Below are 26601 nucleotides of genomic sequence, written 5' to 3'. Positions count from 1 at the left end.
ATCATTCTTTCCCTGTTGGACTTTATTGCCCAACCTACATTTTAATTATTGCGCAGGCCTTCTTACTCAACGCTGTAATAAGCGGCCAGTCTCTTTCGTGAACTGCTTTTTCAGGCACAATCCAGGAACCTCCAACACACTGTACATTAGGCAATGCCAGATAGTCCAGACAGTTCGTTTCATTAATCCCCCCTGTGGGGCAAAAAACAGCGCCTGGTAAAGGCCCGTAAATAGATTTCAATGCAGCGGTTCCGCCAATTGCCGCAGCGGGGAAAAATTTAAAATGACTGTACCCTGCATCCATAGCCAGCATAATATCCGAGACATTCGATACGCCAGGAATGAGGGGAATTGAAGAGGCTGCACCAGCCGCGAGCAAATCGGGTGTGCTTCCCGGACTAAGCGCAAAAGCCGCACCAGCAGCTTCTGCCTGCTCCAGTTGTGAAGCATTTAGCACCGTACCGGCGCCAATTAGCATTGACTGCATTTCCCTGCTTAGCAAGTGAATTGCTTCAAGTGCTGCATCGCTGCGAAGCGTTATCTCCATGATGCGTATGCCACCCGCCCATAAAGCCTCCGCCAGCGGCAAAGCACTATGCAGCTCATTAATTACAATCACCGGAATTAATGCACTGGCCGAAAAAACCTCCGCCGCTGACAATTCCCATTTAAAAGAATCCATCCTCAACCATCCTTTGTTTTAAGTACGCAGCGGCTCCCAGCAATCCAGGTTGTTCTGCAGTAATAACGAATGTTGCAATTTTTTGATTAAACTCTCTGAAACGCCCTTTATCTTCGAAACGCTCGCGAAACTCGCTCTCAACCAGTAGCGGCAGGAGCTTAGGGACAATCCCTCCAGCCAGATACACACCGCCAAAAGCATTGGTCGTTAAGGCCAGATTGCCTGCAAAACCTCCCAGACTTGCAAAAAACTGTTTTACAACAGCAGAGGCAAGACTGCAAGAATTGCTGAGGGCCATTTGGGCAATTTCAGCAGCCGATAATGACTGTTCCCGTTTCCCATGATATGCCGCCAGTGCAGTATAGATATCCTCTAATCCAGTACCGGATAAAATACGCTCGGAAGAAACATGCCCATACTTGCGTGATAAATATTGATGAATAAACCATTCCTGCTCAGTTTGTACGGCCCAATCGGCGTGCCCTCCCTCCCCTGCCAAGGGCATAAATCCATGGGCAGAGGAAATAAGCTGCGCAACACCCAATCCGGTTCCAGCCCCAAGTACTAACTTATTCTGCCCGGACTCAGCCAAGCCATTACCAATCTGCAATCGATGTTCTGCTGCTAATACAGGCAAACACATCGCGGTAGCAGTAAAGTCATTCAGTATATACAGCTGTTTAAGGTCGAGTTTCTGCTTTATTAACTCTCTTGAAAACTGCCAGTGGGAGTTGGTCATGCGAATGATTTCGTTATTAACAGGACAAGCAATAGCAATAGCTGCCTGAGAGACAACTTTTACACTCGATGTTTCCAGATAATGTATCCAGGCATCTTCTATTCCGCGATAATCGGCACAAGATAAAATTTTAATCTGATCAATTGTCAGGCTATTGAGTTCAACCCGGCAAAATCGCGCATTCGTACCACCAATATCGGCAACAATAGCGTAGTTTTCTGATACTCTGGGCATTTTACAGCGGCTCCTTGGGAAAAAGGCTGCAGGCCCCTTCCTCTGCACTTGAAAAATTAGTCCTCAAGTGAATAAACAACTCTCTACCCATACCGCTGACATTCTCTGATGTAAAGGCAGCGGCTTCACGCGTGTTTAACACATCAGCAGATACCAGCAATTCAACAATGCCTCTTTTTCCATCGATAAGAATCATATCGCCATTCTGAATTTTTGAGATAAGTCCGCCATCCATTGCCTCTGGAGTCATGTGAATTGCGGCAGGTACTTTTCCAGAGGCACCTGACATCCGCCCGTCAGTCAGTAATGCAACGTGGAACCCTTTATCCTGTAAAACACCCAGAGCTGGAGTCAATTTGTGCAACTCTGGCATGCCACAGGCTTTGGGTCCCTGGAAACGTACCACGATAATGCAGTCTTTATCCAGCTCGCCGGCCTGGAAGGCTGCCTCAAATGCTTCCTGGCTGGAAAATACCTGTGCAGGCGCTTCCACCACCTGATTTTCCTGGGCCACGGCAGACGTTTTAAAAATAGCCCGCCCCAGATTGCCTGATAAGACCTGCAATCCGCCTTGAGCCTGGAAGGCCTTCCCTACAGGACGCAAAACGTCCAGGTCAGCGGAGTGCGATTCAGCATCTATCCAGCTTAACCCCCCATTGTCTAAAACGGGTCTTTCAGTGTAACGCAGAAGACCAAAGCCTGCGATGGTATGCACATCCTCATACAGAAGCTCATTCTCAAGCAGTGTTTTTATCAGAAAAGCCATTCCTCCAGCTTGTTGGAACTGGTTTATGTCTGCCTCGCCATTGGGATAAATCCGGGCAAGCAATGGAGTAATTTTCGACAGTTGCGCAAAATCATCCCAGTTTAGGATCAATCCCGCCGCACGGGCTATCGCAATTAGATGCATGGTATGATTTGTGGAACCTCCGGTTGCCAATAGGCCGACAATGGCATTAACCAGCGATTTAGTCTCAATAATTTTGCCAATGGGCAAATAATCGCCCGCCAAATCGGTTAATCCGATTATTTTCTCAGCAGCTGCCCTGGTTAGCGCCTCTCGCAATGGAGTGTTAGGATTTACAAAAGAGGAGCCGGGTAATTGCAGTCCCATAAGCTCAACTAATAATTGATTGGAATTCGCTGTTCCGAAAAAAGTGCAGGTTCCCGGGGAATGATATGAAGCAGCCTCAGCATCCAGCAGTTTCTCCTTATCCACTTTATTTTCCGCATAAAGCTGACGAATTTTTGTCTTTTCCTTGTTGGAAATCCCTGAAGGCATTGGCCCTGCCGGAATTAAAATAAAAGGTAAATGGCCAAATGACAATGCAGCAATTAACAAACCTGGAACTATTTTGTCACAAATACCAAGAAGCAAACCGCCGTCAAACATATTATGCGATAGGCCGATAGACGCGGCCATTGCAATAACATCGCGGCTTAACAGACTTAACTCCATCCCTGGCTGGCCCTGGGTTATGCCATCACACATTGCCGGAACACCGCCTGCAAACTGGGCGATCCCCCCCGCCTCAGCAACGGCTTTTTTGATCAGGCGAGGATAATGCTCGTAGGGCTGATGCGCAGAGAGCATGTCATTATAAGCAGAAATAATGCCTATATCAGGCCGCTTCATTTCTCTTAAGATTTGTTTTTCATGCTGAATACAAGCTGCAAATCCATGCGCCAGATTACCGCAGTGAAGGCGGTTTCGATGAGGTCCCTGTCCCCTTGCTGCTTCCAGCTGCCGCAGGTATTTCTCACGCAAATGGAAACTGCGCTCGTTGATTTTTTCCGTTACTTCTTTGATAAGCAAATGCATAAAAACCTCAGGACGGGGCAAACATGACCTGCAATCGGGTTGCAGGATGATTAAGAAAGGCACGAATGGGCATTGTTAAAGGATCAGTATCAGTCAAGGCCCGTTGAAAAACAGCCAGTTTACTATCGCCAACCAGATGCAAAAACAACTTTCTGGTTCTTAACAGCCGTGGTTTTGTTAGGGTAATCCGCTGAAATGGGGCATGTACCGGTGTTAATGCAATAACGTCTTTTGCGGCATTGGATAAAGCATACTCAAGTTCTCTACTGCCTGGGAACAAGGAAGCCGTATGGCCATCTTCCCCCATTCCTAATAAAACAGCGTCAAACATTGGAATAGCAGCAAGTTGTTTTTCCGCTTCCTCTACAGCCTCTTCAATGCTGGGATTATTCGTATGCAGGCTAATAAAGCGGGCGGCGGCGGCTTTATTTTTCAGGAGGCAGCTTCTGAGCATCCAGGCATTACTGTCCTTTTTGTCCTCAGCATCCCAGCGTTCATCAATCAGGATAATGGTCACTGCTTTCCAGTTTAAATCTTTATACCCCATGACCTCATACAATTCAGCCGGCGTTTTACCTCCCGAAACCGCCAGATAGGCCGCACCCCTTGCCTCAATCGCCTCTTCAAGCACCTGCACTAGTTTTTGGGCAAATTCCTGGTTAAGTATTTCCCGGTTATCAAAACGATGTAAGTCCATTATTCATCCCAACTGTGTGCATCTCGGGCTAATAAGCTGGTTGCCAGTGCAGGCCCCCAGGTTCCAGCCTGATATGGGCGTGGTGATTCTGAGCTTTCCTGCCAGGCCTTCAGAATACCATCAATCCAGCTCCAGGCCTGCTCCACTTCATCACGGCGCACGAACAGATATTGATTACCCAGCATTACTTCCAGCAGTAAGCGCTCATAAGCATCAGCAATTCGTTGTTTATTGAATGTTTTATCAAAACTTAAATCCAGTTTACTTTCCTGTAGCTGCATTGTTTCACCCAGCCCCGGAATTTTATTCATGATCTGAATTTCCACGCCTTCATCAGGCTGCAGGCGTATGATTAGTTTGTTAGGGGCAAGCTGTTTATAGGTTTTCTGAAAAATATTATGCTGCGGCGCTTTAAAATAAACTGCAACCTCACTGTGTTTTTTAGGCATTCTCTTGCCCGTACGCAAATAGAAAGGAACACCGGCCCAGCGCCAGTTGTCAATATTAACTTTCATCGCGACAAAGGTTTCAGTTTTGCTTTCCGAACGCGCCCCATCTTCCTCAAGATAACCAGGCACTGCCTTTCCATTAACAAATCCACCCGTGTATTGCCCCCGCACAGTGGAGGCTTGCACATTGGCATGATTAATTGAACGCAAGGCCTTTAACACCCTTAATTTTTCATCGCGTATGCTGTCTGCATCCAGGCTAATCGGCGGCTCCATGGCAATCAGGGATAACACCTGCAGTAAATGATTTTGCAACATATCGCGCATTTGGCCCGCATCGTCATAATAACTCCAGCGCCCCTCCACTCCCACTTCTTCAGCAATAGTGATCTGCACATGATCGATAGATTGGTGATCCCAGTTGTTTGCAAAAAGGGAATTGGCAAAACGTAATGCCAGTAAGTTTAAAACGGTTTCTTTACCCAGATAATGATCAATACGATAAATCTGGTTTTCTGCAAAATAGCAGGAAACCTGATCGTTAATCACAATGGCCGAAGCCAGATCCTGGCCAATGGGTTTCTCGAGAACAATGCGGGCAGGTGGATCAGCCAGACCATTTTTAGCCATCCCCTGTGCAATCTGACCAAATAAAGAAGGAGGCGTTGCAAAATAACCGATTGGAATATAGTTATCCGTTTGCGGTTTTAATTTCTGGTAATCATCAACCTGCGACAAGTCCAGCTGGGAATAACGAAGGCGCGAAGCCAGGCGATCCCATATTGCACTGTTAAAAGGGGTGGTCAGAAATTTTTTAAGGTTGGAAGCAACAAAATTACCATACGACTCCTGATCAAAATTTTCGCGAGCCACTCCATGAATCAAGGTTTCAGGATGCAGCATCCCCGAGCTTTCCAGCTGATAGAGGGCGGGTAAGAGTTTTCGGCGTGCCAAATCGCCGTGAGTACCAAATAAGATGAGATTACAGGGTTTGTGTTTGACCGACATACTGTCTTGAATCCTTTCATTGCTACTTCAATTCCTGAAGTTTACAATAGCAGGAGGCAGCCTACAAATCATTTTTTATCACAAATGGCGCCTCGATCTGGACTGCTTCACGATGGCAATGGCGTCTAAACCGTCTTTCGAACGAATAAAAGAAACAGAAGAATAGAATTTTAGAATGGGCCGACTACTTTACTCTAGGCACATAATAAGGTCCGCTGGCTTCATTGATATTTCTCAAGAAATTTTCTATGAGCTTATCAGCATCCTGCGGATTGACTATCTCAAAGGAGTTAGACAATCTAATTACTTCTGTATTAAGGTCAGCATTTTTACTCCTAGCAAACGTATAAGCAGCATTTGCTAATTCCATCAGTCTTAACAGTAAATCTAAGAGTATTGGCTCTGGCTGCTTCGAATTATGCACAGCAGGGTTTAAAATCTGATAAACCTGATCTGAAAAACTCAGACAAAAAATTAAATATGCTTCAACCTTAGGCCGGAGTGGATTGGAGTAAGGCCTGGATCCCGTATTCCAAGAGGACTGCAAATAATCTAACCAGTCCTTTACCCCCTTAAAAAGCAACTGAATAGGCTTTAAACCCCCGACTTTGTAAGAACCTAGCTGGCTGGCTTCCTGAGCATAGGAATGCAAACTCAGAAATACTTCAATTTCACTGGTCAGCATATCCCTAACTTCATCCAGATTTGGCAGCTTCTCTTGGTGAAAAAAGAAGCACTGCCATTTATTAATCAGTGTTTTCATTTCTGTGGCACTGGAAATAACCACGAAACTACACTGACGCATTAACTCATCTTCTGACCATAGATCACGTTGCGATTTAGCCAGCTCAAGAGCCTCACGAATAGAGGACGGTGAGCTTCTCTCTTTATTGGCAGGCAGGTCATTGACTCTGCTCTCGCCAACTTCAAACGTCTCTACTAATGGTGATCGAGATTTACGAGGCACCAAAGAACTCCTTATTCGCATATTATTTAATTATTTTACAGTAAATAGCATTTTTTATCCAGCAAGCCCTTTTTTACGCCGATATTGGCGCAGTGGTGGAGACGTCATCTTGAGAAACGGTTAAACGCTTAGACTGGTATGCTGAGCACCTTTTTACAGAAAAAAAGCAATATCCGCTTTCATTGAGTGATTCAACTGAGCGCTTAAGACTAAGCGGTTTTACTGGCTCGATCATTAATGAATCACTGGATACACTTAGCTCTACAGAACTGGTCAGGGAGTGGTTCGAAGAACTCAAATCAACCTCGCTATCGCTATCACTGGCGCAGAGATGAGTGCTCATTTTAGTCACGACTCCTCGATGAACGTCTTCATTCACCATATCGTAGACTCCAGGGAAGTTTACCCCGTGAGTGCCGCGATACTGAATATCTTTATAATGTGACAGGACCGTATCACAAGCCTGACAGCAGAGTTTGGAAATTCCAATATGAATGGGCTGGCCTTTCAGCAAATGATTTTCAAGCAGGTAATCCGCCTGCAATTGTTCTGCATGCCAGTTTCCCTTTCCCAATTCTTTTGATCTAACGAGCAGCACAAAATTGGGTGACATTAATGCATTGGCCTGTTCTTTTGTAAACCCGGCGTATGTATCGTAATACTTAGCCAATAAATAAGCCGATGCCACTTTCAGCAATGCATTTTGCAAATGTTCCCGGGGACTCACATACTTGCTTTTATGTTCGGGAAGAACATTTCCGTGTCCACCCACTTGCTCACCCCCTAACTGGCGCGCAGTAAGTGCCGCGAGCGCATGAGCCTTCATATTAAAAACAATTTCATATTCATCAGACTCACTCTTGTCGGATTGAAAATCTTTGGCAGGTTGAATATGAACCTCTGAATGATTCGCTTCAATTGTGCGGATAAATTGTTGCAAGATCCCAACCCGATCGCTCATCATTTTATGGAAGTTTTCCACCATCTCTTCTTCATTGGCACCCTCTATACGAGGAAAATTAGAGCTGATAACAAATTTACCTTCGTGTAGTAAAACCGCAGAGCAAGGGCTAATCGAGTCTTGTACTGCCAGAATACGGCTCAAACTATCTATTCGCCGCTGGGCAAGGCTAACATCTTTTCTGGCTCTTTGCGGCGCCTGGGCAACAACAATATGAGCATCCGCGATAAGAGTATTGATAAAAGGTTTGTATTCGAATTTATTGACTGCAGTTTTCAGTCCTGCAATATGAGTTACCAGACGGGGAATTATCAGATTGCTAATGGTTTCATCAGATACACCCAGACCCGATATGTAGTGGGCAAAAGCCTTGGCTGTCCCCTTTGACAGAGTATTGGTTGACCCGGCAGCGTTAAACCGCTCGATAATTAAGTTTTGGATAACAATTTGGCGCATTGCAAGACCTCGAAATTTCCAGCCTTGGAGATATAGTTCATAGTTTGCAAGTGTAACCAATTAACATTAACAAAATATTAATTATATGCTTTCGGACAATTTTTTATTGGTTGATTCAACAAGCATCTCGGGTATACTGAAAATTCATACATGCTTCATTGGCGTTAAAAGGATTTAACTCTCAACTAGGAGGTTGTTATGAAGTTCAGATTATTTTATGCGGCTCTGCTGCTGTCCCCTTTATCGGCTTCTGCCGATACAGATCTTAACAGTCAAAGCATCATAGCCGTCACCCCTTCCGTGGATAAAAACACGGTTGTCCGGCAATACTCCACAGAGGATAAAGCAACGGACTACCAAAAGAATCTCCAGAGAAGTATTGACTATCCCACACAAATCATTCGAATTAGTGGTAGTGTAAGCGATCAAAACATCAGCTGCGATCAAGTCAATGGAGCGATTGATAAGGCTTTCGTGTCCAGGATAACCGCTGATAAGTTTACATATAATATTTATATCTCCTGCAGCTATGATCCACAAACGCATCTGGCAACCTCTTTCCTTATTAACGCCTATTTCGATCCGCTTTCTGACAATGCCATTGATTATTTGAACAATTATTTGGCTGAATATAATGGCTCGGACTTACTGGGTACCCGCCTTGACATTGAAAGTGCCAAAGGCGTTATTATATCCATGAATGTCAATGCCGGTTATAAAAACAGTACGCGAAAAACAACTTATACCCTGTATCATCAGGATCGCGGAAACTATTTTTTCAAAAGCAATTATGCACTGAAAAATGACCTCCTGGCGGATATTTACAACCGTTTTTACTCTAATGATCCTTCCGTTGTCCTGCCCTTCCTCGATAAATGGATTAACCCCTATGCCAGTAATATCTATCCTGGAATTCTTCGCTCCTCCAATTATGTGGAATTACAGCCAGAGCGAATATTTATGATGGAAAAGGAAGGCGATTTATTTGTGTCTAACCTGAAATATTATTTTGCACATGTCTGTAGCAAGTACGCAAATAAACGTTGTATGTAGTTTCGATCTCGATTGCTTCGCCTTTGGCTCGCGAACAGGCACCGTCTCTGCGAACAAAGTGAAGCAATTGTCCCGGACATTATCCAGGCCTCGATCTGATTGCTTCGCCCAGGCTCGCAATAGTGGTCAGATGATGAACAGGTAATAATACCCTTTATATAACAAAAACAAGCCTATCAATAAATAAACCAGGGCCATCACTAACATCCCATTCGCATGTGCTGACCACCAGTGAGCCATTCTGACGGCCTGTTCGGGAAAGAACAACCGAAGTAAGGCGCTCAATAAAACAAGCCAGCCAACAACAGTGATTACGACAGGCCAGGCAAGAACCCAAACGTTGTGGCTTATAACCAGCAACAAACCTAAAATTAATGTTAAAACGGCCATAAACATCATTAAGGGCGAATCAGCAACCATTGTATTGATCAATGGAACCAGTGTTTTACGGCGGAAAAAAACATACAAACTGGTTATTACCAAATACCAGCCAATCACTTTCGCCAGGAAAATTGTAATGTCCATAACACACTCCAAAAACAGCAATTCTATATATTAAGTATAGGCAAAATAAGTCTTTTTTTGCTTATTCACTGCATGAAATTGTCAAGTCATGAGAGGATCTGACTTGCATTATTTTCGCCACCAAGGTTCCTGAAGCAGCAATTAAAAAATTAAGAATTAAAGCATAGCAGGATAAGTATCCAGGAATTATATAATCCCCGATTGCCAGCGGAAAGATTGAGGATTTAAAATGCAATGAAATAACTCCCCAGGTTCCAGTAATTATTCCAGCAAGCCACCCTAAAATCAGTGCACGATGATCAAACCACCGCGTATACAAGCTAACAATAACAGAGGGAAAGGTCTGGATAATCCAGATACCTCCCAGTAACTGGAGCTGAATAATATAATCCAGCGGCAAAAATAAAATAAATGCCAGGGCTCCTGCTTTAATCAATAAGGAAATAATCTTCGCCAGCTTTGCTTCTTCCTGGTGCGAGGCTAATGGATTAATGTATTCTTTATAAATGTTTCGCGTGCACAAATTAGCTGCAGAAATAGACATGATTGCAGCGGGCACCAGACCACCAATTGCAAAAGCCGCGAAAGCGATACCGAGAAACCAGTCTGGAAAACTGCTGAGATAAAGTGCTGGCACAGCAAAATTCGCTTTATATAATTGGAAATAAGGAGTAAATCGAGGATTTGTTTCTACACCAGCAGCCAGGGCGATATAGCCAAGAAGCGCGCATATTCCTAGTAAGACCGAGAAAAATCCTAGAAAAATCATATTCTTTCGGATTGCTTTTTTACTTTTAGCACTAAGAATGACATTAACGCTGTGTGGATATAAAAGCAGCGCAAGAGCAGAACCAAAAGCCAGGGTAAGATAAGCGCTGAACTGGTTCATATTTCCATTAGCAGGTGCTTTTAAAAGCAATTTATCAACGGGCACTTTGGCAAAAATCGCAGAAAAACCTCCGAGCTTTGCCGGAATAATGACAATGGCTGCTATGAGCGTGATATAAATCAGGACATCTTTAACAATAGCAATTAATGCAGGCGCCCTGACACCGCTGCGATAAGTATAAACCGACAAAATAATAAAGGCGATAATAAGCGGCGCTTCGCCTGCCAGGCCAGCAGTTGGAAAACCCAGGGCCGCAATAATGATTTGGATTCCTGCCAATTGCAAAGCAATATATGGCATTGTAGCGATTATTCCGGTTAGCGCTACGAGCAATGACAATAAGGGACTGTCGTATCGGGCTCGTACAAAATCAGCTGCTGTTATAAATCCATGCCTTCTAGCTATAGCCCAGAGCCTGGGAAGGATCAGGAAACCAAGCGGATAAACTATAAACGTATAGGGTATTGCAAAAAAACCAATTGCGCCTGCACCATACATAAATGCAGGGACAGCAATAAACGTGTAGGCTGTGAATAAATCCCCACCCACTAAAAACCAGGAAATGATTGTACCAAAGCTGCGTCCGGCCAAAGCCCACTCATGTAAAGAGTCCATTTCGGATTTTCGCCAATGAACAGCCATAAATCCTAGCACACTGACCAGGAAGAATAAGACCAGAAAAATCAAAAGCATAGTTAGAGACAATCTCTTCTCCTTAAGATCCCACACGTTATTATAAATATTAAATAACAGGGTCACGCGGCGCAGACCATTCGAATCCTCACGGTCGACACCACTCGAATCCTCGCGGCGGAGCTAACCGAATCCCCGCGCGCAGACCATTCGAATCCCCGCGGCGGAGCTAACCGAATCCTCGCGGCGCAGACCATTCGAATCCCCGCGGCGGAGCTAACCGAATCCTCGCAGCGCAGACCATTCGAATCCCCGCGGCTTCGACCGCGGGGTCCAATGAATCATACTCAGAACACCAATTTACCAAGCAGATCATTCAATCGTAACTCCGCCCGAACTGTATTTTTCTGAGCTCTTTTTTGAGCCCGCCATGGGCCCCGCGGTCGAGCCGCGGGGATTCGAATGGTCTGCACCGCGGCATTCCAATGGTCTGCGCCGCGGGGATTCGAAATAAAGAATGGTGCCGGGAAGTCGATTCAATTCCAATGACTCGATTCAGTGCCCCGTGGATTCTGTATCAGAATCTTCAGTCATCCAGTAAACGATTGCAACGATTATCGCCCCCAGAAAAATCCAGAGCAATTGGTACCAATAAAAAAATGGCATTCCGAATAAGGTCGGATTAAGGCGGTTATACCAGGGCAAGGGCAGAACAGCCAGATTAGGAATCAGCAAGAGCCAATACCAGCGTTTTTTAGGTTTCGGAAGCATGATAAGTGATTAAAAAATAAAAATTTATAGTCGGTGAATTAAATAAAAATTGCAATAGGATTTTCTATTGCAAAAGACAGTGATACCATTTGCCTCGGAACCCAATTCCCGGAGGAAGGGCTTTCCACATCAAGCACCTCAACAGCGAGACAGGATATAGCAATGGATGGCAATATTAGTAAATACATGTTACTGGTCGCAATGATCGCAGGCTTGGGTGGTTTTCTATTTGGTTTTGATTCAAGTGTGATTGCTGATGTTCAGGAGCAAATCATTCGCCAGCTTTCACTAAGTTCATGGGAGTGGTCGCTTGTAGTCAGCTTTAGCCTTCTTGGGTCAATCGTCGGCATTCCGCTTAGCGGCTATCTCGCTGACCAAATTAGCAGAAAAACCCTGCTCAAAACCGTAGCCCTGGGATTTATTTTAGGAACCGCCTGTTGTGCACTTGCAAATACGCTTAATTCCCTGTTAGCCGGTCGATTTATTATCGGAGTCTGTATAGGAATCGCTTCCTATATCGCCCCATTGTTTATTGCAGAAATTTCCCCGCCCCAGAAAAGAGGCACGCTGGTGCTGATAAATGGCCTGGCACTGACCTTTGGCCAGGCTATTGCCTACCTGATTGGTTATTTATTGACTGATAGTGTCGCTGCAAGCTGGCGTTTGATTTTATGGACAGGGGTCATACCTGCAATTTTGTTATTTGTGGGTATGCTTTTTGTACCACACTCGCCTCGCTGGCTATTCAGAAAAAAGGGATTGGAAAAAGCAATTGACGCCTTGAAAGTGATTAGACCCCATGATGCAGATTTGCGCAGCGAGATCATGGAGATCAAGATGAATATCCCCGCTCTAGCACGATCCAAATCGCTGCTGCTGAGCAAACCTGTTTTTTCCGTGCTTACAGTAGGAATCCTGCTGGGTATTTTTCAGCAATTTTCCGGCATTAACGTGCTGATGTATTACGGCCCGATGATTTTTCAGCAGGCAGGATTTCAATCAATTCAAACCGCCCTTCTTGCCACGTTTATGATTGGGGTAGTTAATTTTCTGTTCACCGCCTTTACTTTGCTGTTCGTAGATCGTTTTGGGCGCCGATTTTTATTATTAAATGGAACAATGCTTGCCAGCCTAAGCCTGTTTGCAATTGCATTATTCTTCAATCGCATGCCGCCGAGTCTCATCCTCCTGTTTTTTTGCTTCTATGTTATGGGGTACTGCATTAGTGTCGGCTCATTATTCTGGGTAATAATTTCTGAAATATTTCCTCAGGCAGTGCGCGGATTTGCAATGAGCATAGCCACCCTTATTCAATGGCTGGCAAATTTTCTGGTTTCCATTTCGTTTATGACATTCTTTACTCAGACAGGACCAGGCTTGACCTTTTCAATGTATGGCGGTTTCTGTCTGCTTGCTTTTTTCTTTAGCTATTATTTTATCCCGGAAACAACCGGTGTTTCTCTGGAAAAAATTGAAGAAAACCTGTTGAGCGGGAACAAAATCCGCAATCTTGGAAAAGATACTGACTCTTTGAGCAAACAGAAAAATAAATTAGCACTAAACTGGGAAATCTAATGAATAAAAAATGTCGAATGGGAATTATTGGCGCAGGCCGTATTGGAAAATTACATGCAGCGAATTTACAAATGCAATTACCGCAATTTCATTTGGCCGCAATTGCTGATCCTCAGCTGGATACACACTGGGCACGCGACCTGCAAATTCCAATGGTTAGCAGAAACAGCGAAGATATCCTGTTCAATCCAGACATTGATGCTGTATTAATTGCCTCCCCCTCGGATCTTCATATTAATCAGATTATTCAGGCGAGTGAAGCAGGAAAAGCTATTTTCTGTGAGAAACCCTTAGGCTTATGCGAGGCAGATATCCTGAAGGCGATTGAAATATTAAATAATAATAAAACCCTGCTTCAGGTAGGCTTCAACCGCCGCTTTGATCCCAGCTTTGCAAATTTACAACACCGGATAAAAACGGGTGAGATTGGCCAGCCCCAGCTTATTTGTATTACCTCCCGTGATCCTGCCTGCCCTTCCAAAGAATATTGTGCAAGCTCAGGCGGCATTTTTATGGATATGACTATCCATGATTTTGACATGGCGCGTTTTTTAGCAAACTCAGAGGTCGTTGAGGTATATGCAGCGGGAGCCATTCTTATTAATCCAGACTTTGAAGCCTTTAATGATGTGGATACGGCAACGATACAACTTCGTTTTGCAAACGGCGCACTGGGTATGATCAATAATAGCCGCCAGGCGGTCTATGGCTATGACCAGCGAATTGAAGTGCTGGGTGCCGAGGGGATGCTTTTTGCTGGGAACCAGACGGCCCATCATGTGGTGAGTTATGCCATTAACGGCACCCACTCCGCCAATCCTCAATACTTTTTTCTTGAACGCTACCAGCAAGCCTTCGTTGCTGAAATGACTGCTTTTTACCAAAGCTGGATTTCTGAAACCTCTTCTTTGGTTTCGGCTCATGACGGTCTTCAGGCATTGCGGATTGCTCAGGCAGCAAAAGAATCATTAAGACTGAATGCGCCGGTAAAACTGTAATTCTTTAGAGAGTGAACATGTCAGCATTTATCAATTTTAAGACAAACCGCCCTATCGATCTGATTTGTATGGGGCGGGTCGCTGTGGATTTGTATGCGGAAGATATTGGCGTAGCCCTTTCCGATGTGGGCAGCTTTAAAAAATATCTCGGCGGCTGTGCAGGCAATATTGCTGTAGGTGCTGCCAGACTCGGCTTGAACTGCCAGATGTTTTCCTGTGTCGGCCGGGATGAAATGGGTGTTTTTCTCAAGCAAACGCTGCTAAAAGAAAAGGTAAATACTGAGCTGCTTCAGGAGACGGATTCCCATCTTACCGGACTGGTCCTGCTGGGTATTAATCCACCCGATCACTTTCCGCTAATGTTCTATCGCAATAATTGTGCTGACATGCAGATTAAACCGGAGCATATCGATTTAGCTGCCATGGAAAACGCCAAAGCCCTTCTTTTTACGGGTACCGGCTTATCCACACCCGCTATGTTAGAAACGACCCAGCATACCCTTGAACTTGCAAAAAAAGCTGGCACAGCAATCATTATGGATTTGGATTACCGTCCTGTTTTGTGGAATCTCACCTCGGTCGGCGATGGTGAAACCCGTTATTTGCCGGCAGCAAAAGTGACTGAAATTTACCAGCAGGTTATGGCTGGCTGTTCGCTGATTATTGGCACCGAGGAAGAAGTATTACTGGCCGGAGGAAAGGATAGTTTACCGGCAGCTATCGCCAATCTACAGCAATTGACTCACGCGCCGATTGTTGTAAAAAGAGGCCAGCAAGGATGCCGGGTTTACTTCAAAGATTCTCCCCTGCCTCTTGACTCAAAGCCCTTCCCTGTTGAAGTTCTTAATGTATTAGGTGCCGGCGATGGCTTTATGGCAGGTCTGTTAAGAGGTTTGTTAAGAGGGGAATGCTGGGACACATCACTGCAGTGGGCAAATGCCAGTGGTGCTTTGCTGGTTACCCGCCATGGATGTGCACCAGCGATGCCCTATTGGGAAGAACATCAATATTTTATTCATGAGTATCCGAAAGATCCCTTAGTCTGGAAAAGCGAGGTGCTTGGTCAGCTGCATAAAAAAACGCCGCAAATAATTACTGCTGGCCCATTTAAAGATGGGATTAATCCAATTGTGGAAATGGCGGACAATCCTTATCAAATGCAAATGAACTTCCATTCACTGCGTTTGAGAAAGGGAGAGTCTTTTCAATTTAACCCATTATTTGAATTTGCAGCCTTGTTGATGACCGGAAGGGTCAATTTTCATTTTAACCAACAGCAAGTACTGGCGGAGCGCTGCGATTATTTTGCTGAAAATCCAACCGTCCTTCACTGCCCAAGTAATACGCAAGCGTCTGTGCATGCGCTTAGCGATTGTGAATTGATGATTATGGAAACAGAAAATTCCGACCGATTTGAGCCTGTAATTTTTACTGAGGACAATATGCTGGAAACTGATCATCGAGGCCAGCAGCAGCTGGAAAATACGGCTTATCGTATCGTTCGCACCGTATTTGATAAACGTAATCGCCCGCAATCTAATCTGGTGGTGGGTGAAATTATCAGCTTTCAGGGACGCTGGTCGAGCTATCCATCTCATTATCACCCTCAGCCTGAAATCTATCATTATCGTTTTTCAGAACCAAGAGGCTTTGCACTGGCGGAAAATGGCGAGCATACTCTCCGAATCCATCATCGCGATACCTATCAAATTTCAGCCAACCAGACCCATGCCCATTGTACCGCCCCGGGATATTCCCTCTATACCCTGTGGGTTATAAGGCATTTGCCTAATGAGGCGTATAAACAGCCAGTTTTTGTCAGAGAACACGATTGGACTCGTTCGCCCATAGCGAATCGCAGAGCCTGGAAATTTATTTAGGAAGAGCACTATCTAATGAACACCATCAAACTGACCATGGCGCAGGCTTTACTGCGCTTCCTCGCTAATCAATATGTAAAACTCGATAGTATCGAATATCGTTTCGTTCAGGGCGTTTTTGGTATTTTCGGGCATGGCAATGTCACTGGCATTGGCGAAGCACTGGAATTTGATGCCTGTGGGCTGACATATTATCAGGGCCATAATGAGCAAGGCATGGCCCATGCAGCCACTGCTTTTGCCAAACAACGAAACCGTCTGGGGATATTTGTCTGTACTTCTTCAATTGGCCCCGGCGCAACCAATATGATTACAGCAGCAGCTACTGCAACAACGAATCGCATCCCCTTGCTTTTACTTCCAGGCGATATTTTCAGCTGCCGCCAACCCGATCCTGTTTTACAGCAATTGGAAGCAGCGCATGACTATACGGTTTCAGTAAATGACTGCTTCAAACCGGTCAGTAAATACTGGGACAGAATTCAACGACCTGAGCAACTAATGACTGCCTGTATGAATGCATTTAGAGTTCTCACAGATCCAGCGGAAACCGGCACAGTGACCCTCTGCCTGCCCCAGGATGTCCAATCAGAAAGCTATGATTATCCGGTGAGCTTTTTTGGCAAACGAATATGGCGGATTGATCGGGAAACAGTCAGCCAGCAAGCTATCGATGAGGCAGCTAATTTACTGGCAAAAGCACAGAAACCCTTCATTATTGCAGGTGGGGGTATCCATTACTCCCTGGCTGCAGAAACCCTTGCTGAGTTCGCCCTGAAGCACGACATACCCGTTGCAGAAACCCAGGCAGGTAAAAGCGCCCTTCCCGCATCACATCCCATGAATGTTGGCGGAATTGGAGTAACCGGTTCTGAAGCCGCTAATTTATTGGCTGCCCAGGCGGATTTGATTTTAGTGGTCGGTTCACGCCTGCAGGATTTTACTACTGCTTCAAAATGGGGATTCAAAAATGAACACTGCCAGTTTATCCATCTGAATATCAGCCGCTATGACGCTATCAAAATGAATAGTCTGGTTTTAAAAGGTGATGCTAAATCCGGGCTTGTCCAATTATCGAAAGCGATAAGTAATTATGAAACATCCATTGCATACCAAAATCACATTCAACAAACCCGGTTGACCTGGCAGAACGAAGTAAACAAGGTATGTTCGCTCCCAGCAAATACAGCCAATGGATTGCATCAGACTGCCATTATTGGCTTACTGAATCAGTTTACCAGTAAAGAAGATGTCATAATTGGTGCTGCTGGCAGTCTGCCAGGCGATTTGCATCGTTTATGGCAATCAAAAGCGGTGAAGGATTATCATCTTGAATATGCCTATTCCTGCATGGGCTATGAAATTTCTGCCGGTTTGGGTGTACGGATGGCAAAAGGGGAAAAAAACGGCGAAGTCTATGTGTTGGTGGGCGACGGCAGCTATATCATGCTGCATTCTGAATTATTGACCTGCATCCAGGAAGGGCTGAAAATTACTGTCATTCTATTCGATAATCATGGTTATCAATGCATTCGCAATCTGCAGGAAGCCCACGGAAGTATGGGATTTGGCAATGAATTTCGCTACCGATCCCAGAAAAACAACCAGCTAAGTGGGGATTACCTTCAGATTGACTTTTGTCAGTATGCGAAAGCTTTAGGGGCAAAAGCCATTTATGCAGACAGTTACGACAATTTCCAGGCCGCATTGGAAACCGCAAGACAAAGCATTCTGAGCACAGTTATTGTTTTGCCTGTCCTGCCGGGGACGATGAGCCGCGGTTATGAAACATGGTGGCGCGTCGGCATTGCAGAAGTTTCAAAGTCTGAAAAAGTAAAAGCGGCTTATGACAAAATGCAGTTACAAATCGAAAATGCAAAACTGTTCTAAGGAGTGGCAATATGAAACTGGGAATTGCTCCAATTAACTGGTGTAATGATGACGATCCACATCTCGGAGGCGATATCAGCTTTGAACAATGCATCAGTGAGATGGTACAAGCAGGCTATCAAGGAACTGAATTAGGGAACAAATTTCCCCGCGATCCTTCTTTCCTGAAGGCAACTCTGGATGAAACAGGCCTTAAGCTAAGCAGCGCCTGGTTTAGCACGCATTTCACTGAAAAGGAAAATTATCAGCGAACACTAAGCCGCTTTCTGGATCACATGAGCTTTATGCGTGCTATGGACTCAAAATTTATTAACGTCTGTGAATGCGGGCATGCCATCCAGGGAACAACGCAGCCGGTACTGGGCCAAACCAAGCCCGTGTTCAATGAGGAGCAATGGAACAACCTAATCCAAGGTTTGCATGCAATTGGGCGCATCGCACATGACCACGATATGCAGCTTGTCTATCATTACCATGCGGGCACCGGTGTTTTCAATGCAGAAGAAATTGACTTTCTGATGCAAAATACAAGTCCGGATCTTCTCTCTTTACTATTGGATACCGGTCATGCGGCTTTAGCTGGAATTCATCCCATGACGCTTTTACGAACATACAGGGATCGAATTAAATATGTGCATTTAAAGGATATACGCAAGGCGGTCTATGATAAGCTGGTTCAGGAAAAACTATGTTTTATGGATGCGGTGCGCGAAGGAGTTTTTACAGTGCCAGGAGATGGTATGATTGACTTCGCCCCAATTATCTCTGAACTTAAACAAATGGGCTACCAGGGATGGCTGCTCGTTGAAGCGGAGCAAGATCCGGAAAAAGCCCCTCCTTTAGAATACGCAAAAAAAGCCTATGACTATCTGCAAAAGCTTTGTCAGTAGAGTTTAGCTGGGCTGTACACGAAGCAGCGGGGATACGGTTGCTAGCGCTGGATACTTACCACTTTTACGTATCTCCGCGCCTTCGACCTATAGCTATCTACACAAGTGCATGAGAATTAAAAGCTATCGAATCCCCGCGGCTTTGACCGCGGGGCCCACACGAAGCCAATTTTAATGTTAAGTACACTTGTTTATGACTACCTGTTAAACCCTATTCTTTGGCAACATTGAAACTTGTCTGAGAACCATTCTACTTCAACAGGTATGGGCCCCGCGGTCGATGCCGCGGGGATTCGGTGTCGGTGCCACGGGGATTCGGTGTCGATGCCGCGGGGTGTCGGTGTCGATGCCGCGGGGTGTCGGTGCCCCGGGATTCGGTGTCGCAGCCGCGGGGATTCGGACGGGGGAAATATTTGTATAGATACTTAGGGCTGCGACCGGGGGGACCATTACTGAACCAGCCTAGCGGCTTGACGATAAGCCCACCCCTGAACTATCTGGTGTTACCTCGGTAACAGGAGCGGCGCCAAACAATGCACTCCTGGAGCTTCGATAATGCGACAGGCTGATTGCTGACTGCTTTTTGGACTGATACTCTGCCGTCAGGGAGCCCTGTAGTGATTTCTTTAGGAAATCATATAGCTCCTCAATTGGCTTGAGCTGCTGTGAGAAATGACGGTTAAAAATGGAAGAGTTTAGCAGTTCTTGTACTGCAAAATAGCAGGAAAGCATTAAACTTTTTATCTGGTTTGAGTCAATTATAACGGTCTCAGCCAGGCGATTGATATACAGGCTGAATTGCTCAAGGCGTTTTAAGAGCGGCTTGGGATCATCTTTTTCCTGTGACTCTACGAGCCATGCAAGCGAGCGGCTTTCTGGCGTTTTCTCCATGGTGACTGGCTCTTCAACATTCGGAAATGCAGCTTGCAGGCGCAAGCGCCATGGATGAAGCAAATTGCGTTCCGGCTGAATAAATGAAAGGACGCGTTTAAAGCGCCCATTCAACAGGGGCAACTCTTCGTCCTTCATTTGAAAGAAAAACTCCATATCATATTTTAATTTGAAATCTGTAGGCTCAATTGAATGCTCAGGATACAAATTATCTGAAGCAAACCCATACCATAAGCTTTCTTTGAAATTACGCGGTAATAGGCCAAAACAGGTAGTCATTAGCCTGCTGTCCTTGCTCTTCATGATTAAGGCGCGGGCAGGCAGTAAGGCATCGAAGTAAGCATCAACTCCTTGCTGTGTGATAATCACTCGAATAACAGCCTGTAGCTGCTCCAACAATTCCTTGCGGCGGGAGTAATTAGCATGGTTGCAAATTCTTGTAATGATCAGGTTTAAAATTGATTCTTTCTCGGCCTGAGATGATTTCCTAACCCATACTTTGATTTCAGCTCCAGCTTTTATCAGATCCTGGACAATTTGCGTATCGCATTGGCCAATAATAGCTGCATTCAGTGGAGGAACCTGGCGGTAGTCGGGATCCAAATCAAAGTAATGGTTTGGTTTAACCCCTGCTTTTAGCAAGCGATTTGTAAACCAGGGGTTATTTGATTGGATAGCGCAACCAAGCAGGCATGAACTCAGTTGGTTTTCCTGAGATAGGTAATGCACATTCACATCCCACTCATCTCCTTTCCTTTTCTCAGCTGCGCTTTCAGTATTTTCCAGAATAGAAAGAAAAATATTTAAAAGGCTTCTAACACGCATTCCACTGAGGGATGTGCGCAGGCAAGACTGTAAAAAATGTGAAAAAAAATGTCTTTTAAGTAGTTTTTCATCAGCAAAGAGTTCAGACGATAATCTAAAGATACCCGCAGGTATTACCTTACTTCCTGAAGTCTTAGGCTGGCCGGGAGAAGTGGCGTTTCTTCGTGTAAGAAACTCCAAAACCCCTTTAGCGGCACCATAATCACTATCTGAAAAAGCTGAAGATTCCCCTGCTATAACAGCTTGTATTTCCCCAGAATGTCTGGATGGAATTGTCTTCTTTATTGATTTTAAGGGGTGATCCAGGAAAAATTCAATCATCAACTGCTGGTAAAAATCATTATCTTTTCGTCCTGACAGGTCAATTGAAGAATATAAAATGCTTCTTTGACCGGCATTCAAATTGTTTAAAAAAATAGCCAGAACATTAGCATCCTCCATTTGCATGATGACAGGGAAGGCTATATACAAGTGTTTGAAATAAGTGTCTAAACCATGTTGTTTTTGCATCGAGGCAACAATTAGTCTTATCTGCTTGTAAAGAGATTGCTGCTCCAGTTGAGAACATTTTCGACCCAGCAATTTACCCCGGAATTTTTCTAATGCAATTTGAAGAACAGAATTATCGTCACACATGAAATCAATTTGCGCATTATGATTAACAAGTGCCTCCAAAATATCGAAATCATCTCCGAGGATCACTGCTGCCGTTAATGGTTTGATTTGTCTGAATACCCGGGGTTTAGCGAGTCCTCTACCGGGAGATTCTACTTGCCCTTCATATAGACAAAGATCAAATGGCTGATTTGGATACGCTCCCAGTGCTAATAAGCTCTTGACCCGATAAAATGCATTCTCCTGTGTTGAATAGCCTAACAAGGTTTGCCTGACTGATGCGCTTTGCCCTTCCTGCGTATCCACCGCAAAATCATATTCCTCATCGATAACCTGGGAAAAACTGTCACGGCCATGCAGCTGCTTTAATAACAGAAGTACCTCTCTTGGATCCTTGATGAAATGCATCAGCATATCATCAAGCAATGGATGTACCGGGAGGCGTACAACCGGCTTGTTTTCTTTTCTGGCTTTTTTTGCAGCCATATATTCCTGCGCAGTGGAGGAAAAAATCACCGGATCATTACTATGGGCTTCGGGATGCTCCTCCACATCTTTGATATAGCTTTCCAGACCGAGGATGCGGGCAAGTTCATAAGCGTACTCTACGTCCAATGTCCCTATCCCATTAAAATCATGCTTGACATGAAGGGCTTTAAAGCCGGCCTTTTGCGCCCAGACAATCACTCCTTCACTGTCATCCAGAATTAAAATTTCTTCCGGTTTGATGGGTTTGCCTATGCCAGACTCATTATATAACTTCATAATAAAATGGAGGTCGGCATTTTTCTCTTTTATGAATTGTATAAATCGCGGCTTTTCCTCAGCGTCAAGCTTATTATATTGGCTTTTCAATGTGTCCCGAAACTCGGTAACATCCTCACTGGCGATAATAAAATTGTCATTGAAGTGAATGTTGAACCTTTCAAAGAATTTTCTCAAATCAGTGATGGAGGCGCCGCCACTTGAGCCTATATCATTATCGAGCCTTCTGTCCCTTGCAGTATCAATTCCAAGCGGCATTATCAGGGAAGCCCAGCGCAATAAGGGAATTATCAGATCGTGGTTAAGAATAGAAGCGTATCTATTTTGTCTTAGATGAGCAGGACCATCATCTTTACCTTGTCTTAAATAAGCCAGGGTATTATCAATATCACAAATCAAAAGCCGAATCTCTGGATTAATGCCCACCGGAATTTGAACCGCATTATCCTCTGAATGACCGCTCTCTATTTTAGCTTGCATAAAAAATCTTCCTGCCTTTTTGCACATTTTTTTGCTGAACCATTGTCTCAAATTCAACAAAATTGTCAATTTTTTAATAAGTTATAGCATTGCGGAATCAGGTTAGATATTTGATTATTAGAAGAAATTTGAAGTAAATTTATCGGGATTTGTAGACTCTGTCTTTGCGAACAAAGTGAAGCAACCCAGAACAATGCCAGATGAAGCGCCGATCTGGTTTGCTTCGCCAAGGCCCGCAATGACGATTCAGATAGAGTCTCTGCAAAACATTAAAATGTTTGGACCATTAAACAGGTTTTTTGGCCCTCAAACACTCCCCTGTCCATGATGTAATCACCCACGGTCTTAAAACCGGCTTTCGCATAAACATGTTGCGCGCGCGGATTATTGTCATCTGGATCAATGAAAAAAGTATCAGCAGTGGGATCAATACTATTACGAAAGAAATTAATAAATTCCCGCAGCGCCCCGCTCGCATAACCTTTACCCAGAAACGCTTTGTTACCTATTCCAAAATCAATGCAATACGTCATGCCGGTAGTCGAACGGTGATCAGCAAGGATCTGAGGACAAATATCATCGGGTGTTAATGGAGACGTTAATATAAAACAGCAGGGATTTGTATTGATAGAGCCAATCCAGTAACTGACAATTCCCGAAAAGTAATTGGAAGGAGTAGTTCTTCCATTCACAAAACTGATAATATCGTCTTTGTGTTCCTGACTGTTGTCCCAAAACTCCAGCATATGAGGCTCAGCCAACCAGGAAAAAACGGTCTCAATGTGATGTTTTTTTAGTTTTTCAAATTCAAACATGTTTCCCTCGCCGCTATTTCATCCCTGTTGTTAATTTATGCCATCAGCTGCCATACTTAAAAGAAAGAACGCTGATGTATTTTTAATTGCTATGCATTGATTAAAATCAACATAAGGAAATATTTATCATGAGCACTCACGACTTGCAACAGAATACTGATGAAATCCCTGAAAAACCGAACGAAATTCCCTCCATACCCGAATCGGTAGAACCAATACCCGATACCCAGCCAGAACCCAATCCTGAGAATGATCCAGAGCCGGAACCAGTCAATATCCCTGAGCCGGACCCCATTTATACACCGGAAATAATTCCAGGCGAAAAACCGCTTTAGGCTTTACTGGAGGGTTCGTCCGTTGTTTTTTTTCTTTCTTTATTAACCGCGTTGCATACGGGTTTGCCCGAATCAGGCGTCACGTCACAGACATTTTTGATCTCCTTGATTTCGGGGTGGTCTTTCGCTTTATCTTTTTTAATGGATGTCATAATTTTCTCCTCTCTTCTTTTATTTATAGCAAAAGCATTTTATGCTGCATGAATACAGAGAGCAGAAAAACCCAGGAAAAGGCCGGCCATATGTCCTATTTCATTCTGAAATATATTCATATTCTTAGTTCTACCCTATTATTCGGCACAGGCCTTGGCAGCGCCTTTTACATGTGGCGTGCCAATCAGAGCGGTAATCTTGATGCCATGCGTTTTGCTGCTAAAAATGTAGTCATAGCGGATTGGATTTTTACCGCACCAGCAGTCATCATTCAACCGCTGACTGGGTTCTGGTTAATGGCCATCCTGCATTATCCTGTTACCAGTAAATGGATTATCTGGAGTTTATTATTGTATATTATTACCGGTGCCTGCTGGCTTCCTGTCGTTTGGCTGCAGATAAAAATGCATGAATTCCTGAAGCAGGCAGATGAATTTAAATGCAAATTACCTGGTAAATATTATTCCTATGCAAGAATGTGGTTCATTCTGGGATGGCCTGCTTTCTTCTCTGTTTTATTGATTTTTTATTTGATGGTTTTCAAGCCAGCTTAGGATAAGCCCTAAGAATTCCTTAAGCTTTTATTGCTACACTGTGCACTCCTTCAGTCGATGATTGGGAATAATGGCGGAATTATCAGAAGTTGCAGGATTAACAAGGAAGGTTGAGCAACTAATCAAACAGAGAACAATTAATGGATTTCCCGATAATTTATCCCGAGAGTTGGAAGAAACTGCAGCTCTACTCAAAGAAAAAGAATGCCCGCTAAACGAGTCTCTTCATTCGCTTTTAATTCGTCTGCATCTGCTCAGTATTAGTCTTTTAAAAGATAACAGCCGCATAGCCAATGAAGAAAAACTGCGCATTGCCAAGAATATCATTGCCTGTACTCATTTAATTCGTCAAAGCAACAACGAACCTGAAAATATTAAATATCATAAACAATTAAGACGTTTGCTCAATAGCAATGCCTTTGAGTGTCGCAAGTACACATCCCCATGGGCACACTACCCTCTGGCAATCGTCGATTCAGTTGTGAATGCAGTCAATTATGGGCGCGCAGGTATTTTTCGCACCGATTATGCTCGATCCCGTTTCGCCACAAAAGATTATATTTCCGAAAACCTGGAGCATTTTACCTTAGTGAATCGAAGCAATACTTCCAGATTAATTTTATCGTGTCTGCGTCCAGTCGAAAGCGCTCCAACTGATAAAGAATTAACAAGTCATTTGAATATTGAAATAACAAACGCTTTTGGGCATTTTACAGAGCAGAATAAAGAGAAATTGAAATTATGCGAGGAAATGACTGCACTGGTGGCGGCATTGAATGCAATTGCAAAACAATTAATAGCTGCCAGGCACAATCAGGTGATTTACAACGCAGGAGAAAAAGCGTTTTTAGCCTGCCAGGATTTAGTGCTAGAACTGCTTGGTGATAAAAAAATCTCAATCGAAAAAATCAGACGATTGACCGCTTGCTTCAATCAAACAGCCCGGGTTATCCAGAACCCCGGTAATAAAGAAGAAGTCATCAAACTCTCTGATATGGTAGAGAAAAGCGATTACAGCCGCTATCAGGCGGATCGGGAGAAAACCAGCTATGCAGTGATTCATATTCTGGTTTCTGCAGCGCTTCTGGGCCTGGCTATATTTGAAGCGGTTGCAAGCCATGGACTATCAATGGCCGTCCATGCCTGGATCATTTCTGCTGAAGGCGCAAGCCTTGGCGTGGGGCTTGGGCAGTTATATTACTTCTCCAATAGCGAACAACGTAAAACGCTCTTCTTCGATTCCATGGATAAAATGTGCAGAGCCTCCAGACTCGCAAGTTCACATGACGACTGGACCAATCAAAGCGATTTAGCTAATCGCCGTACTGCCTTGTTAAATGAGGTTAACGCAGCAAAGTTTAATGATAATACAATTTTATCCGATGAAGTTTCTGACTTGTTTGCGGCACTTGAGGCCCTTCAAAAGTCAATTCACTTTGCCAGGCATGAACTTCTTCAGCAGCAGGCAGAAATTGTTTTGAGCTGTGCACAGGATCTCGCTCTTGATCTGTTGCGGGCTGATAAACCCTCTTTAAAGCGTATTCAGAAACTACGGCAAGCGGTGAATGCAGCACAGAAAGTTATTGAGGAGCCTGGCAATCCGGAAGCAATACACCGTCTGACAAAAATAATCCATCAGGCAAGCTATGAGGACACCCGGGTTATTAAGCGGGATATTGCAATCGCATTCCTCCTGGCCTTATCAAGCCTTGTACTTTTTGCAGTAACTATAGCAGGTACAATTCTCTCTGGAGGAGGAACTGCCGGAACCATTCTCTCTCCATTTATGCTGATGATTATGTCAATCAATCGTTTGATCCACGCCTTCCAACACCAAAAAACTTCTTTCAGGGAGGAGGCACAAAAGTTGTCTGATTATTCGGAGCTTATGGGGGATATGGAAGAAACTGATCCTGACATAGAGCTTCAACACACCGCAGTAATCGGGGCAATTTAGCTTTATAAACTGCCCCATCAAGGTTTTTTTCTAATTCAACTATAATTGATGTAAGCATCCATTGGAGGAAATAATTAAAATCCTGCCAGGAG

Annotated in this window: 22 protein-coding genes; 9 read left to right on the top strand and 13 right to left on the bottom strand. The window is 44.3% G+C overall.

Annotation, left to right across the window (positions count from 1 at the left end; genetic code table 11):
- Positions 1-34: 34 nt before the first annotated feature.
- The 7 genes from eda to DYH42_RS06015 form a co-directional block, all read right to left on the bottom strand.
- Positions 35-682 carry a bifunctional 4-hydroxy-2-oxoglutarate aldolase/2-dehydro-3-deoxy-phosphogluconate aldolase gene (gene eda, locus DYH42_RS06045; protein WP_058524462.1) on the bottom strand — a complete coding sequence of 216 codons (648 nt, stop codon included), beginning with the start codon at positions 680-682 and terminating at the stop codon, positions 35-37.
- Complete coding sequence (glk, locus tag DYH42_RS06040) at positions 669-1655, bottom strand: glucokinase (protein ID WP_058524461.1); 987 nt, start codon at positions 1653-1655, stop codon at positions 669-671. The genes eda and glk overlap by 14 nt, the downstream gene beginning before the upstream one ends.
- Position 1656: 1 nt before the next feature.
- Positions 1657-3477: a phosphogluconate dehydratase gene (gene edd, locus DYH42_RS06035; protein WP_058524460.1), complete on the bottom strand. Its 1821-nt coding sequence runs from the start codon at positions 3475-3477 to the stop codon at positions 1657-1659.
- A gap of 7 nt (positions 3478-3484) precedes the next feature.
- A complete protein-coding gene (gene pgl, locus DYH42_RS06030) occupies positions 3485-4174 on the bottom strand; it encodes a 6-phosphogluconolactonase (RefSeq protein WP_058524459.1) in 690 nt (229 codons plus the stop codon).
- The gene (gene zwf, locus DYH42_RS06025) at positions 4174-5631 is read right to left on the bottom strand and encodes a glucose-6-phosphate dehydrogenase (protein WP_058524458.1); all 1458 of its coding nucleotides are present in this window, start codon (positions 5629-5631) and stop codon (positions 4174-4176) included. The genes pgl and zwf overlap by 1 nt, the downstream gene beginning before the upstream one ends.
- 184 nt (positions 5632-5815) lie before the next feature.
- Positions 5816-6598, bottom strand: coding sequence for a hypothetical protein (locus DYH42_RS06020; RefSeq protein WP_058524457.1), 783 nt, complete (start codon positions 6596-6598; stop codon positions 5816-5818).
- A 73-nt stretch (positions 6599-6671) separates the two neighbouring features.
- On the bottom strand, positions 6672-8015 hold the full coding sequence (locus tag DYH42_RS06015) for a nucleic acid/nucleotide deaminase domain-containing protein (RefSeq protein WP_058524456.1): 1344 nt from the start codon (positions 8013-8015) through the stop codon (positions 6672-6674).
- A gap of 198 nt (positions 8016-8213) precedes the next feature.
- Between DYH42_RS06015 and DYH42_RS06010 the strand changes: the two genes are divergently transcribed.
- Complete coding sequence (locus DYH42_RS06010) at positions 8214-9068, top strand: Lpg0189 family type II secretion system effector (RefSeq protein WP_058524455.1); 855 nt, start codon at positions 8214-8216, stop codon at positions 9066-9068.
- Between the two features lie 126 nt (positions 9069-9194).
- Here DYH42_RS06010 and DYH42_RS06005 read toward each other — a convergent pair whose 3' ends face one another.
- The 3 genes from DYH42_RS06005 to DYH42_RS05995 form a co-directional block, all read right to left on the bottom strand.
- The gene (locus tag DYH42_RS06005; RefSeq protein WP_058524454.1) at positions 9195-9593 is read right to left on the bottom strand and encodes a hypothetical protein; all 399 of its coding nucleotides are present in this window, start codon (positions 9591-9593) and stop codon (positions 9195-9197) included.
- Between the two features lie 61 nt (positions 9594-9654).
- Entirely contained in the window at positions 9655-11187 is a 1533-nt protein-coding gene (gene mctP / locus DYH42_RS06000; protein WP_058524453.1) for a monocarboxylate uptake permease MctP, read from the bottom strand.
- A 483-nt stretch (positions 11188-11670) separates the two neighbouring features.
- Positions 11671-11886: a DUF3311 domain-containing protein gene (locus tag DYH42_RS05995; protein WP_058524452.1), complete on the bottom strand. Its 216-nt coding sequence runs from the start codon at positions 11884-11886 to the stop codon at positions 11671-11673.
- Between the two features lie 162 nt (positions 11887-12048).
- Here DYH42_RS05995 and DYH42_RS05990 point away from each other — a divergent pair, with 162 nt between their 5' ends.
- From DYH42_RS05990 to iolE, 5 genes are read left to right on the top strand one after another with little or no spacing between them, the layout of a single operon-like run.
- Positions 12049-13461 carry a sugar porter family MFS transporter gene (locus DYH42_RS05990; RefSeq protein ID WP_058524451.1) on the top strand — a complete coding sequence of 471 codons (1413 nt, stop codon included), beginning with the start codon at positions 12049-12051 and terminating at the stop codon, positions 13459-13461.
- Positions 13461-14459, top strand: a complete 999-nt coding sequence (gene iolG / locus DYH42_RS05985) for an inositol 2-dehydrogenase (protein ID WP_058524450.1) — start codon at positions 13461-13463, stop codon at positions 14457-14459. The genes DYH42_RS05990 and iolG overlap by 1 nt, the downstream gene beginning before the upstream one ends.
- Before the next feature lie 17 nt (positions 14460-14476).
- The gene (iolC, locus tag DYH42_RS05980) at positions 14477-16339 is read left to right on the top strand and encodes a 5-dehydro-2-deoxygluconokinase (RefSeq protein ID WP_058524449.1); all 1863 of its coding nucleotides are present in this window, start codon (positions 14477-14479) and stop codon (positions 16337-16339) included.
- 15 nt (positions 16340-16354) lie between these two features.
- Positions 16355-18229, top strand: coding sequence for a 3D-(3,5/4)-trihydroxycyclohexane-1,2-dione acylhydrolase (decyclizing) (gene iolD, locus DYH42_RS05975; protein ID WP_058524448.1), 1875 nt, complete (start codon positions 16355-16357; stop codon positions 18227-18229).
- A gap of 11 nt (positions 18230-18240) precedes the next feature.
- Positions 18241-19119, top strand: coding sequence for a myo-inosose-2 dehydratase (gene iolE / locus DYH42_RS05970; RefSeq protein WP_058524447.1), 879 nt, complete (start codon positions 18241-18243; stop codon positions 19117-19119).
- 462 nt (positions 19120-19581) lie between these two features.
- Here the strand turns inward: iolE and DYH42_RS05965 are convergent, their stop codons facing one another.
- Complete coding sequence (locus DYH42_RS05965; RefSeq protein WP_058524446.1) at positions 19582-22695, bottom strand: hypothetical protein; 3114 nt, start codon at positions 22693-22695, stop codon at positions 19582-19584.
- A gap of 269 nt (positions 22696-22964) precedes the next feature.
- A complete protein-coding gene (locus tag DYH42_RS05960) occupies positions 22965-23510 on the bottom strand; it encodes a GNAT family N-acetyltransferase (protein WP_058524445.1) in 546 nt (181 codons plus the stop codon).
- 128 nt (positions 23511-23638) lie between these two features.
- Here DYH42_RS05960 and DYH42_RS16560 point away from each other — a divergent pair, with 128 nt between their 5' ends.
- The gene (locus DYH42_RS16560) at positions 23639-23845 is read left to right on the top strand and encodes a hypothetical protein (RefSeq protein WP_058524444.1); all 207 of its coding nucleotides are present in this window, start codon (positions 23639-23641) and stop codon (positions 23843-23845) included.
- Here the strand turns inward: DYH42_RS16560 and DYH42_RS16555 are convergent.
- Positions 23842-23997: a hypothetical protein gene (locus DYH42_RS16555; protein WP_157062408.1), complete on the bottom strand. Its 156-nt coding sequence runs from the start codon at positions 23995-23997 to the stop codon at positions 23842-23844. The genes DYH42_RS16560 and DYH42_RS16555 overlap by 4 nt on opposite strands.
- Before the next feature lie 48 nt (positions 23998-24045).
- Here DYH42_RS16555 and DYH42_RS05950 point away from each other — a divergent pair, with 48 nt between their 5' ends.
- Together DYH42_RS05950 and DYH42_RS05945 are read left to right on the top strand one after the other, a co-directional pair.
- Complete coding sequence (locus DYH42_RS05950; RefSeq protein ID WP_202814595.1) at positions 24046-24552, top strand: DUF2269 family protein; 507 nt, start codon at positions 24046-24048, stop codon at positions 24550-24552.
- A gap of 70 nt (positions 24553-24622) precedes the next feature.
- The gene (locus tag DYH42_RS05945) at positions 24623-26509 is read left to right on the top strand and encodes a hypothetical protein (protein ID WP_058524443.1); all 1887 of its coding nucleotides are present in this window, start codon (positions 24623-24625) and stop codon (positions 26507-26509) included.
- Positions 26510-26601 lie beyond the last annotated feature (92 nt).

The organism is Legionella birminghamensis (assembly GCF_900452515.1).
Classification (GTDB): domain Bacteria; phylum Pseudomonadota; class Gammaproteobacteria; order Legionellales; family Legionellaceae; genus Legionella_C; species Legionella_C birminghamensis.
The sequence above is the reverse complement of the archived record's forward strand: the minus strand, read 5'-3'. Positions and strand labels throughout refer to the sequence as shown.

Excerpts from the sequence above, each read along its gene's own strand:
- DYH42_RS05950 (WP_202814595.1), top strand. The coding sequence starts at position 24,046 with ATGAATACAGAGAGCAGAAAAACCCAGGAAAAGGCCGGCCATATGTCC.
- DYH42_RS05965 (WP_058524446.1), bottom strand. The coding sequence starts at position 22,695 with ATGCAAGCTAAAATAGAGAGCGGTCATTCAGAGGATAATGCGGTTCAA.
- eda (WP_058524462.1), bottom strand. The coding sequence starts at position 682 with ATGGATTCTTTTAAATGGGAATTGTCAGCGGCGGAGGTTTTTTCGGCC.
- DYH42_RS06015 (WP_058524456.1), bottom strand. The coding sequence starts at position 8,015 with ATGCGCCAAATTGTTATCCAAAACTTAATTATCGAGCGGTTTAACGCT.
- DYH42_RS06005 (WP_058524454.1), bottom strand. The coding sequence starts at position 9,593 with ATGGACATTACAATTTTCCTGGCGAAAGTGATTGGCTGGTATTTGGTA.
- DYH42_RS16560 (WP_058524444.1), top strand. The coding sequence starts at position 23,639 with ATGAGCACTCACGACTTGCAACAGAATACTGATGAAATCCCTGAAAAA.
- pgl (WP_058524459.1), bottom strand. The coding sequence starts at position 4,174 with ATGGACTTACATCGTTTTGATAACCGGGAAATACTTAACCAGGAATTT.
- iolE (WP_058524447.1), top strand. The coding sequence starts at position 18,241 with ATGAAACTGGGAATTGCTCCAATTAACTGGTGTAATGATGACGATCCA.
- iolD (WP_058524448.1), top strand. The coding sequence starts at position 16,355 with ATGAACACCATCAAACTGACCATGGCGCAGGCTTTACTGCGCTTCCTC.
- glk (WP_058524461.1), bottom strand. The coding sequence starts at position 1,655 with ATGCCCAGAGTATCAGAAAACTACGCTATTGTTGCCGATATTGGTGGT.
- DYH42_RS05995 (WP_058524452.1), bottom strand. The coding sequence starts at position 11,886 with ATGCTTCCGAAACCTAAAAAACGCTGGTATTGGCTCTTGCTGATTCCT.
- DYH42_RS05960 (WP_058524445.1), bottom strand. The coding sequence starts at position 23,510 with ATGTTTGAATTTGAAAAACTAAAAAAACATCACATTGAGACCGTTTTT.
- iolG (WP_058524450.1), top strand. The coding sequence starts at position 13,461 with ATGAATAAAAAATGTCGAATGGGAATTATTGGCGCAGGCCGTATTGGA.
- DYH42_RS05945 (WP_058524443.1), top strand. The coding sequence starts at position 24,623 with ATGGCGGAATTATCAGAAGTTGCAGGATTAACAAGGAAGGTTGAGCAA.
- iolC (WP_058524449.1), top strand. The coding sequence starts at position 14,477 with ATGTCAGCATTTATCAATTTTAAGACAAACCGCCCTATCGATCTGATT.
- DYH42_RS16555 (WP_157062408.1), bottom strand. The coding sequence starts at position 23,997 with ATGACATCCATTAAAAAAGATAAAGCGAAAGACCACCCCGAAATCAAG.
- DYH42_RS06010 (WP_058524455.1), top strand. The coding sequence starts at position 8,214 with ATGAAGTTCAGATTATTTTATGCGGCTCTGCTGCTGTCCCCTTTATCG.
- zwf (WP_058524458.1), bottom strand. The coding sequence starts at position 5,631 with ATGTCGGTCAAACACAAACCCTGTAATCTCATCTTATTTGGTACTCAC.
- edd (WP_058524460.1), bottom strand. The coding sequence starts at position 3,477 with ATGCATTTGCTTATCAAAGAAGTAACGGAAAAAATCAACGAGCGCAGT.
- DYH42_RS05990 (WP_058524451.1), top strand. The coding sequence starts at position 12,049 with ATGGATGGCAATATTAGTAAATACATGTTACTGGTCGCAATGATCGCA.